This window comes from Longicatena sp. (assembly GCF_982403165.1).
Map to the genome: position 1 here is coordinate 1 of NZ_CEVYEL010000071.1, position 11,473 is coordinate 11,473.

Annotated in this window: 8 protein-coding genes; 5 read left to right on the plus strand and 3 right to left on the minus strand. The window is 36.5% G+C overall.

Going from position 1 to position 11,473, the window contains the following annotated elements:
* Window positions 1-949 precede the first annotated feature (949 nt).
* Window positions 950-1,384, plus strand: coding sequence for a MarR family winged helix-turn-helix transcriptional regulator (locus tag AC1VS3_RS11565; protein ID WP_008687492.1), 435 nt, complete (start codon window positions 950-952; stop codon window positions 1,382-1,384).
* Window positions 1,377-2,708: an MATE family efflux transporter gene (locus tag AC1VS3_RS11570; RefSeq protein WP_008687490.1), complete on the plus strand. Its 1,332-nt coding sequence runs from the start codon at window positions 1,377-1,379 to the stop codon at window positions 2,706-2,708. The genes AC1VS3_RS11565 and AC1VS3_RS11570 overlap by 8 nt, the downstream gene beginning before the upstream one ends.
* Before the next feature lie 567 nt (window positions 2,709-3,275).
* Here the strand turns inward: AC1VS3_RS11570 and AC1VS3_RS11575 are convergent.
* From AC1VS3_RS11575 to deoC, 3 genes are all read right to left on the minus strand, one after another.
* Window positions 3,276-4,073 carry a DeoR/GlpR family DNA-binding transcription regulator gene (locus tag AC1VS3_RS11575; RefSeq protein WP_226906256.1) on the minus strand — a complete coding sequence of 266 codons (798 nt, stop codon included), beginning with the start codon at window positions 4,071-4,073 and terminating at the stop codon, window positions 3,276-3,278.
* Window positions 4,074-4,192: 119 nt separating this feature from the next.
* Window positions 4,193-6,622 (minus strand): glycyl radical protein, encoded by a 2,430-nt coding sequence (locus AC1VS3_RS11580; RefSeq protein ID WP_008687485.1) that lies wholly within the window; start codon window positions 6,620-6,622, stop codon window positions 4,193-4,195.
* A gap of 77 nt (window positions 6,623-6,699) precedes the next feature.
* Window positions 6,700-7,413 (minus strand): deoxyribose-phosphate aldolase, encoded by a 714-nt coding sequence (gene deoC, locus AC1VS3_RS11585; RefSeq protein ID WP_008979425.1) that lies wholly within the window; start codon window positions 7,411-7,413, stop codon window positions 6,700-6,702.
* A gap of 299 nt (window positions 7,414-7,712) precedes the next feature.
* Between deoC and AC1VS3_RS11590 the strand changes: the two genes are divergently transcribed.
* From AC1VS3_RS11590 to AC1VS3_RS11600, 3 genes are all read left to right on the plus strand, one after another.
* Window positions 7,713-9,152 carry an extracellular solute-binding protein gene (locus AC1VS3_RS11590; protein WP_008687483.1) on the plus strand — a complete coding sequence of 480 codons (1,440 nt, stop codon included), beginning with the start codon at window positions 7,713-7,715 and terminating at the stop codon, window positions 9,150-9,152.
* On the plus strand, window positions 9,149-10,630 hold the full coding sequence (locus AC1VS3_RS11595) for a hypothetical protein (RefSeq protein ID WP_227151162.1): 1,482 nt from the start codon (window positions 9,149-9,151) through the stop codon (window positions 10,628-10,630). Before AC1VS3_RS11590 ends, AC1VS3_RS11595 begins: the two co-directional genes overlap by 4 nt.
* A gap of 118 nt (window positions 10,631-10,748) precedes the next feature.
* Window positions 10,749-11,447: a diguanylate cyclase domain-containing protein gene (locus AC1VS3_RS11600; protein ID WP_481275659.1), complete on the plus strand. Its 699-nt coding sequence runs from the start codon at window positions 10,749-10,751 to the stop codon at window positions 11,445-11,447.
* The last annotated feature ends 26 nt before the right edge of the window (window positions 11,448-11,473 follow it).

The window sequence follows — 11,473 nt, forward strand, 5'->3', positions numbered from 1 at the left end:
GGACAACATCCTGTCATATTAACCATGATTTTATCAAAGGTTCATCATCCTATGAATTTTTTACTTTTTGTTTTGTTCATAGAAAAGATATAATATTTACATGATGATGACTTCGCAACATCTATACCATGAATGAGAAAACGAGGATGCGGCTATGACAACTGGCATAGCAGAATTAGATTAGATATGGCATTAAATAGTATGCATATGTATTTTTGAAGTGATTCGCAGCAATTAATATACACTTATTTTGCTAACAGTGAAGCCTTTTTGGGCATTAAAGCAGAATCAATTTAACAGGATATTGCCTCTTACAGTACAATGCCTGTTGACGCATTTGAAAAGCAGTTTCAAATTATTCTGATGACCGTGCCATAATGGATATAGCTTTTCGAATATTTATTGAAGCTATTCTGCTTCTTATGTAAATAAAGCTTTATATCCGGTGGAGAAATAAAAAGCTTTTATCGCTAATTTCATGCTTTTAAAGATACCCCATTAGTTACAACTTTTTGCGTTCTTTGCCAATTGGGTACGGATACTATCGCATTTATAAATGATATATACTAAAATTAACCATACACGAGGTAAAGGATATTTCATCTTATATATTCAGAAACTATTATAAAGAATTATGTGAAGAAAAATCATAAATAATAAACTTGCGATAGGTTTAGATATGACTGTTTCTGAATAGCTTGATATTCAAAAATGAACGTATCAGCATTTGATGGTGCATAGCAGTATATAAATTTTTAAATCATATATTTAAAATATTGTAACATTGTTATGAGTTATTTTATTGTAACAATGCTTTTTTGTGTCTAACTTGAAAAAGTTAATAGTAAATCAAGAGATCGTGAAGCAAATTTTAAATGACCGTTGACATTAGTACGGATTCGTACTAATATATAAAGGTACGAATCCGTACTATAAAAAGGAGGCTATTATGCAAATTCGAGAACAAATCAAATTAGTCAATATTGCTCTAAGTGGAACATTAGATTTATATAGGATATGGGCTAAAAAACATCAATTAAATTATAATGCTCTAGTCATCTTATATACTCTAAATGATTATAAAAAATGCACACAAAAACAAATCTGTGAATGGTGGGCTTTACCAAAACAGACTGTACATGGTATTTTATTGGACTTTGAAAAAAAAGGATATATCACTATTACAGCCAGTACTAAAAATAAAAGAGAAAGACTCATTGCATTTACTGAAAACGGTGAGATATTCGCTTCTTCTATTTTGAATAGATTATACCAAATGGAAGAAAACGCCATGCATAAGTTAGGAGAAGAAAAAAGAAAACAACTTATTGAGAGCAATACAAAATACTATGAATTACTAAAGGAGGAAATAGAAAATGGATAAAACATTGGCTAAAAATTTTAACTTTGCTTCATTACTATCATTTGCCATACCAAACGTAATTATGATGATAAGTCTATCCATGTACATTATCATAGATGGCATGTTTGTTTCTCGTTTGATTGGAACTACTGCATTATCAGCAGTTAATATGCTTTATCCTGCTATCTGTTGCGAAATGGCCATTGCCATTATGATTGCAACTGGAGGTAGTGCTATTGTTGCAAGAAAGATGGGCGAGGGAAAACAGAAAGAAGCACAAAATAATTTGAGTTTTCTTATCGTCGTCGAGTTATTAATAGGGATTTCTATTGCTATATTGGGAAATTTATTTACTTCAAATATCGTTTCATTTTTAGGTGCCAGTTCAACACAAGCTCCATTATCAATTACTTATGCAGAAATTATATTTACATTTGCACCAGCATTTTTTCTACAAACTGCTTTTCAGACCTTCTTTGTAACTGCTGGAAAACCATCATTAGGATTGGTTGTTACAATATTAGCAGGGATAACAAACATAGTACTGGATTACGTTTTTATGGCACCATTAAATATGGGAATTGCAGGTGCGGCAGCTGCAACAGGAATCGGCTACTGCATTCCTACTATTGTCGGTATACATTTTTTCTTGACTGCTAAGCATAATGCGCTGTATTTTGTCCGACCTAAATTTGATAGCAGAGTACTATTGCAGTCTTGTACAAACGGCTCATCAGAAATGATAACAAACTTAGCAAATGCAGCTACTACATTTTTATTTAACTATACTCTATTACAGTTTTACGGAGAAAATGGTGTTGCCTCTATAACGATTATTTTATATTTTCAATATATTTTTACAGCGCTCTATTTTGGCTACGCTAATGGTATCGCACCAATTCTGAGTTATAAGTTTGGAAATGATGATAAAATGCAATTGAAATGTATCTTTAAAAACAGTATCTTGTTTCTAATCATTAGTTCAATAGTAGCAAACATATTAATGCATATATTCTTGACAAGAGCATTAACTATTTTCACTGTTGCAAATAGTGATGTTTATAACATAACATTGCATGGGTTCAATATTTACTCTCTAGCATTTACTATTATGGGATTAGGTATTTTCTCATCTTCTATGTTTACAGCTTTTTCTGATGGTAAAACATCGGCGATTATATCATTTTCCAGAACATTTATTTTCATCATAGGTGCTATTCTTATTCTCCCAAAGATATTTGGCGAGATTGGTGTTTGGATAGCTGTTCCAATAGCAGAGATATTAGGATTCATCATAGCTCTTTTTTATCTAGTTATGAATAGAAAAAAGTTTTCTTATATTTAAAAGATCTTAAATTGAAAAAATTGTTTTAATCGTTGTTATAGTTCTTATCAATTCCCCTCAGTAATAAGATAAATGGGGCAGCCATGATTATGGCGGTGATACTGTTCACAATGATGAAGATTTTATGACTTCATGTAGCTTTAAAATTTCGGACAATGAGAGCGTTAAACTAGTAGACTACTAGATAGCTGATAGAATATGATGATTATCTTATGAGCTGTGCTCACCCGTCAATTTATAAAATTAAGTATTAACGTCATCATTTTTACACATGAGTATATCGTTTCTCAGTTTATTGAAAGCAGAAGTGAAAACTTCTTATTTTCTGCTCATACCTTTGATGACAAAATACCCCTTTAGATTTCTCAATCCCCCTAAAATCATACAAATGAATTTTCAGCATGGTAAATAAATATTAAATATAAATGAACAGAGACAGTGATATGAATTTAATTTTTCTATTTGAAAAGAAAGTATTAAAATCATGAATAATCCATGTACTCAATGATATAAACTTCCTTATACTTGTTCCAATATTAGATATAAATGGTAATACATTGACTTATTTTATTCAGTTTTTGCAATCATAAAGTTTTCCGGTAGCTCTTCATCTTCCTGTAACACACCTTCATCGCATAGGATAACGTCAAAACGACTAAAGTCAGTAAAACTGCAAAAACCTTTGATTTTAGTTTTACTGGAATCAATAAGCAAATAAGATTGTTGAGCAAGCTGCATGGCTTGCTTTTTTACTGCCAGTGTATCCATTTCTGCTGTATAAACCTTATGACGCAATAAGTCAATACCGGCACAGCCAATAAACGCAAAATCAAAGTTAAAGCGTTGCAAAGTTTCTAACGCTATGGGGCCCACTGCCATCTTATATTCCGGTATTAGTCTACCGCCTATTGCGAATAATTCAGCCACATCACTGTCAAAATGCTCTTGAATCAAGGTACTATGAGTAACGATTTTAATCTTTTTCGTTTGCAAATATGAAAGCATTGGAAAAATACTGGTACCTCCATCCAAAAAAACACAATCCCCATCCTTGATGAATTCTGCTGCTTGCTTACAAACGCGGTTTTTTTGTTCAAAATGCAGCTGTAAGCGATCGAGCATACGGCTTTCATCATTCTTTGACAGGATATCCGTTTTCGGATTTTTTTTGGCTCCGCCATGTATTCGTATCAATAAGCCTTGCTTTTCCATTTCTTCTAAATCTCGACGTATCGTCACCTCACTCACAGCTAATTCCTGTGACAGATGCCGAACATTCACACACCCTTTGGCATTGAGCTTAGTCAGGATGTAATCATTTCTTTCATGTGCCAGCATGTACTTCACCTCAATATCTTGTTTCATTATACTATAAATTTGTTCTTTTGCGTATCCAACGCGAAGAAATAACACACAATGGATAAAAATAAAAGGAAAGTCTTACGCGTTCATCCATCTGATTTTAGCAAGACTTTCCTAGATTGCTAACAAGTTATTTGATTTTCCGTGCGAGCAATAATGGCTTCTTGTGCTTGTGGCATCAAAGAGATGAATTGTGCACAATATCCGGCTACACGTACGATTAAATCGCTATGCTTTTGCGGATGTTTCTGCGCATCACGCAAGGTTTGGCTGTCAATGACATTAAACTGATTATGATAAATGCCTTTGCGTGCAGATACATACAGAAAGTCAACAAACTTCTTTAAATTTTCATCTCCCTGCAATGCCGCAGGTGCAAAACGCATATTTAACAATTGCCCGGCAGCCACCATATGATTTGGCAATTTTGCTACCGAATTAATAACCGCAGTAGGTCCTTGGGTATCACTTCCCTGTGTTGGTGAACACCCTTCATTTAAAGGAGTCCCGGCATAACGCCCATCCGGAGTTGCCCCTACCACAAACCCATTTGGTACATAAGAGGTGATATTACTAGTAGACATCGTATAACAGCTTACCTTTGGCCCTTTTCCTTTACGCAGCGTTTCATAATCAGACAATAAAGCAAGATAAGAATAGAAAACATCCGCTACGATCTTATCAACCTCATCCTGATCATTGCCAAATTTAGCAGCCTTTTTAACAAGCTTATGAATCTTACGACTTGCTTCTGTTTGCCAATTATCATGCATGGCGGCAAGTAATTCTTTCATGGTAAATCGTTTATCTTCAAAGACCAACTTTTTTATTGCATAAAGTGAATTTCCAACGACACTGGGTCCAATATTAGATTGTGATATCACATCATAGCGGCATCCGCCTTCTTTTAAAGTCTTCCCTAATTTTAAGGAATCTTGAATCAGACAGCTAGCAAAAGGATCGGCATCATAAACAGCTAATGAAGCATCACAGATAGCATCACATTGTACACTGATGTCGGAATAAAACTTTAAATAGGTCTTCCAAGCCTGCCACAGCTCTTCATAATTTTGGAAATCGACAAAGGCTTCCTCACTTGCTGTATATGGCAACATACGGATACCACTTGCTGGATCATAGCCATTGTGCAACATGATTTCTAACACTTTTCCCCAGTTAACATAGGTCATGCCCGTAGCTCGATGGCCATATTTACCAGGTACACCGGTTTCCACGCAACCAATCGGACAATAATCCAAGGCATCTTCTTTAGGAATGCCCAAAGAAAGCAGACCGGCCACTGCTGTTTCATCATGAAACATACTCGGCATGCCACAGCCGGTGCGAATAAGCTTAGCGCATGCCTCAACAAAAGAACGTGGAGAATCCTTATGGTAACGTGCCGAAAAATTAGGTTCTGCCAGAGAGCATAAATGCATCGCCTCGATACATAAATAGGATAATGTGTTTGTGCCATCTTTTCCATTCGGCATAAGACCACCCACAACCAGATTGGAATAGAGTGGATATCCTTGTGAAAACCGTGTATGGCCATATGGACGTACCTTATTACAAGAGGAATTCATAAGAAACATATGCGTGATGATTTCTAATGCATTTTCCTTTGTTAAGATTCCTTTCTTTATATCCTGCTCATATAAGTCCAGCATATATTGATCAAAACGTCCATAACAGAAAGAATGTCCATTGCTCTCGATCATTTGCCAGATATGAATCAGATAGACGATTTCACAACCTTCATGAAAACTACGTGCTCCCTGTTCTAACATGGTTGCGGCCATATCACTTAATTCTCGATATTCCATCTGTTTCGCAATATCTTTACATGTTTTGGCCTTTTCCTTAAAATAGATCGCAAATCGCTTACAGTATTGCAAAGCTGCCTCTAAAACTAGAATGACTGCCTCATAGTAAGCTTTTGAAGAAGCACTGATGTCATCTTTTTGCAATGCTGTTTGTGCCTGTTGAATGAAATAGCGAAAACCATAACGTAAAACCATGGCATGATCAGGTACGATATGTCCATCCCCACTCATGGAGATACCACCACGATGCAATACTCCCTGTTTCTCTGCCAAACGGATATCATCACTTATATGACGGTTTACTTCATCTTCATGGGTATGGGACAACCAAAAAGGCGCGATGTCTTTGATGTCCTGCTTTACCTGTTCACTGATGGTAAATACATCACCATCGCGCTGAGCAAAGCTGTCTAATTCATCTAACACCCACTGTATGGAATATTCAGGATAAATCGGAGCGGCAAAATTGCACGATGCCATATTTCCAAAGATCAAAGAATCCTCTTCTGCATAAATACTCATATGTGTAAGGGTATAAGCAAATGCCTGCGCTTTGCGCAAAATATAAGGTTCTCCTTCATTGTTCTGAAATACTTGTGTATACAGTTTTGCCCGCTCACTGCAAATGGAAGCCTTACGTTTTTCCATCTTATTGCGCAAACGCTTTATACGTGCTCGATCAAAACGTTGTTCCTGTAGTGGCTCTATCAGCCAATCTTCCTTCATTGCTCTCACCTTCTTTAATAATTATAACATCCATATACGAAAGACAGAAAGCACAACACTCTCTGTCTATCATTTTCTTATTTTTTATCCAATCCTAAAACTACCGGTACAGAACGATAGCCCACGCCCATACGATCAATGCCCATATCAATGAGTTGTAAGAAGTGTTCTCTTGTACGAATACAGCCACTTCCCTTCACCTTACATTTTCCATTAACTTCTTCCATCATGACTTTAATGATTTCACAAGTTGCCCCATGTGCCTCATATCCAGTTAAAAAACCGGTACTCGTTTTTACAAAATCAACACCTGCTTCTATGCAGCATTTACAAGTCTTTCTAACCTGTTCTTCATTTAAAGCATCGGTTTCAAAAATGACTTTTAATGCTCTTCCATAGGAATGTGCTAATTCGGCACATGCTTTTAAATCCGCTGTAACAGCATCATATTTTCCACTGCGAATATGCCCGAAATTAGCGACAACATCAATTTCCTTTACGGTGTCATATCGAGCAACAATTTCAATTTGTTTTAATTTAGATTCAGTAGAACTTGTGCCAAAAGGAAAATCACATACAGGACAAAGCATCGTATCGCTGCCCTTTACGATAGGTTCACATAAATCCATATATCCCGGGTTGATGCAGATGGTTGCACAGCCAAGTTCCACACCATCTTTTGTCAGAGCGATGATTTCTTCTTCCGTAAACTCTGGTTTCAATACCGAATAATCAATATAGGCTGCTAATTCTTTTACTGTCATTTCATTTGCTTTTTTGTTTGGTTTCATATGTTATTTCTAGAGAATCGTACATTCTCCTTCCTCCTTACTTGTATAATAGAACATTTCCAATCATTTGTAAAGCACTTTTTGTTGTTTTATTTACGTTTTTATGTTCGATTGCTTTCGTTTTTAGCATTTCTTGATATTTTCCCTTACCCTCTTCATCAGCCTCTTTCTTTTCTATTCCACATAAGATACATGTTATTCACAAAATTGTCATAAATTTATGATTAAATACACGAGAAAAAACAATATGGTGTATAATAAGGATAATAAACGCTTGTTCACCTAGGAGGTAGGACATTATGAAAAACATAAAAAAATTAGGGGCAATCCTATTGAGTACCTTATTCCTAATGAGTAGCTGTAGCTCTAACAGCAATCACGGTTTATCTGCTGATCAGCCTGTCACTTTACGTTTATGGCACTATTACAGCGGTTCACAAAAAGAAGCTTTCGATGATCTTGTTGAAGAATTTAATACAACCGTCGGAAAAGAAAAAGGCATTATTGTGGATGCTATCGGAAAAGGAAGCATCAGCAATATCGCAAATGATGTGAATAAGTTATTAAAAAATAAGGAGGAGACGGAAAAACTGCCTAACATGTTTGCCGCCTATCAGGATACCGCACAGATGGCTATGAATGAACATAAATTGGTATCTATGGAAACTTACCTTAGCGAAAAAGAAATTCACACATATGTAGATGGATTTTTAAAAGATGGTCGCTATGTTGGCAGCGATGAAACCATGCTGTTTCCAATCGCTAAGGCCAGTGAGGTCATGATTATCAATAAAGAAGAATGGGATCGTTTTGCTAGCGCCACTCATGTGAGTAAGGCGGATCTTTCCACATGGGAAGGCTTAGCTAAAACAGCGGAATTGTATTATGAGTATAGCAATGGCAAAGCCTTTTTTGCCCGTGATGCTTTGGCAAATTATCTCATTTGTGGGGCACATCAGCTACAAGATGATATCTTTCAAGAAAAGGATGGGAAAGTAGCTTTTGCCATCAGTGATAAAACATTGCGTCGTCTCTGGGATAATTATTACATTCCTTTTATAAAAGGATACTATGTAAAAAACGGACGTTTTGCCAGTGATGATATTAAAACAAAAGATGTGATTGCTACCGTTTCTTCAACGGCTGGAGGAACCTTTTATCCCAACGAAGTCATTGATGAACATGGGGATAAACAAAAAGTGAGTTATCTGGTATTGCCAACACCACATTTTGAAAATGCCCAAAATGCGGTCATATCGCAAGGTGGTGGCATAGCCATAACAAAAGCAGATGAAACAAGCGAATATGCCTGCATCGTCTTCTTACAATGGTTTACGGAAACAAAGCGTAATATTACATTTTCTGCAGCATCCAGTTATCTGCCTGTTAAAAAAGAGGCAAACACCTATCAAACATGGGAAACGACCTTGAAGAAACATAATATGAACCCTAACAACTTATTAAAGGATATTGTTAAGACAACGATGGATGAGGTCAATGATCAAAAACTGTATGCAGCAAATTCCTTTGATGGTTCTTATGAAGCACGCAGCTATTTGGAAAAAGCTGCTAATATGAAAGCCATTGAAGATCAAAAAGCTATTCAGAAAGCAATACAAGCAGGTAAGAGCCAAGAAGAAGCCATGGCTTATTATCTATCAGATGAAAACTTTGCCAAATGGGTACAGCAATGCCGTAAAGATATGGAAGCTCTATTACAAGGGGATAAGGCACAATGAAGCAACGGCATGTGCATTCATTATTTCAACGCCTGTTATTAACTCTGATCATTTTGGTCTTGCTCATATCCTCGATTTTCTTTATCTCCCTTCTTAACAGCAGTGCCTTGCAAGATTTAAAGGCCAGCAGTTTTAACCTGTTTGATCAGCGTGTCATGTATCGCAGTGACGCCATTCAAAAAAACTTAAATGAACGCTGTTTAGATACAGATGATGTAGCCATGATCATCTCTGCTACACATCCACTTTATGAGCATAGAAAAACATTAACATCGCCTTACTTAAATGAAGATATTTTAAATCGGCTGCATAGCTTAACCAAAACCAAAAAAATCAACGGCATTTACCTTATTTTAGACAAAGAGGTTTTTCACAGTAAAGAATATCCAGCCTTTTATCTGCAAGATGCTTCCCCCGAAGAATCTTTCAATGATAAAACAGATATTACGGCCAAGTATGGTGATGCTGCCTTATTAAAACAAAATGACTTTATCTTAGATCAGAATTGGAAACCCTCCCTTACGATGAAGGAAGACGAGGATACATTCGATTTTTACTTTAAGCCAAAAAAAGCTGCGGAAGAAAACCCTCAGCTGAACATGTTGAACTGTGGCTATTGGAGCACTAGTTCACATATGGCTGACTCCCCTACTCCCTTCCTTAGTTACAACATTCCTTTATTCAATCAGGATCATCAGGTTTATGGTGTACTGGGTATCGACCTTTCCGTTGAGTATCTAAAGAACTATCTGCCCTATGAAGAATTAAATGATCATAGTAAAAAAGCCTTCCTTTTGGCCAATCGAGAAAGCGATGATGCCTATCATATCATCCTATCGAATGGACCAGCCTACAGTGCTTATTTGAAATACGATACATCCATCGTATTAACGGATGCCCCTTATGGGAAACGCATCAGTGCTCCGGCACTCAGTGATGATACCCTTGCTTGTGCTCATCAGCTAAAGCTTTATTCATCCTTTAGCCCATTTCAAGATACCCTTTGGTATTTAATCGGTGTTGGTTCTGAAGATGAAATCTTTTATTCAACAAAACAAATTCATCAGCTTTTGCTATATGCCTGTATCACCGCTTTAATCATTGCGACACTGGTAGCTTTATATGGCAGTATGCTGTTTACGAAACCGATTCGCGCTTTAGCCACAAGACTTCGGCAAACACCGGTAACAACCAATAAGATTGAACTGCCGAAAACCCATATCAAGGAAATTGATGAATTAAGTGCTTCCATTGAAGATCTAAGTTATCATTTGCATGGTGCAGAAACTCGCTTATCCTATGTCCTACACACAATCGATATCCCAATTGGAGCTATTGAGATATATAATGAACGTAAAGTTTTCTGTACAGAAAAAGTAGGAACATTGTTGGGATTTCGTGATCCTTCAAAAATGGAATACACGTTTAAAGCTTTCATGGAAGAAATACAGCTTTTATGTTTAAAAAATCATCTCTAGTGAAAAACAGATAAATACAGAACATAGGACCAGTGACATCTATCTGATACATGTTACAAATTCCGCAGAACAAACATGTTGGCTGCGTTTCCTCATCAATCGTGTCGAAGGAAATCGTGTGATTGTCGTCAGCGATGTGACTTTGGAAATACAAGAAAAAGAACATCTGATGTATGAACGTGATCATGATGTGCTGACCCAACTATTGAATCGCAGAGCTTTCCGTGTCCATTGTGAAGCAATACTGAAACAAGCTGATTTGAAAACCTGCGCCATGGTATTATGGGATCTTGACAATTTAAAACTTGTTAATGATACCTACGGTCATGATGCCGGTGACCATTTGATTTGTGCACTTGCAGATGTACTACAAAAGGAACGCGGACCTAACTGTATCGCAGCTCGTATGGCTGGTGATGAATTCCTCTTATTCTATCACCATTTTGAAAATGAAGAAGCCATTTTGAAACATATCCGTCATATTCATGAAGTTGTTAATGAAACGGAAATGCATTTCGGCAATGACGATATTACCCGTGTAAAAGTATCTGCCGGCATTTCTTGGATGCCAAAAGATGCTATGGATTTTGATACCTTGATAAAACATGCAGATTTTGCAATGTATGAGGTAAAAAACACACAAAAAGGAAATATCCGTACCTTTAGTGAAGAACATTATCTTCACAACAACTTAATATTTGATGGCCGTCAGGAACTGATGAATATCTTAGAAGAGCAACGTGTCAGCTATGCTTTCCAGCCAATTGTTGATGCCAAAACTGGTGCTGTACTAGTGTGCTGTATCGTTGATATTTAACATTTACTACTGCATCTTATTCAGAT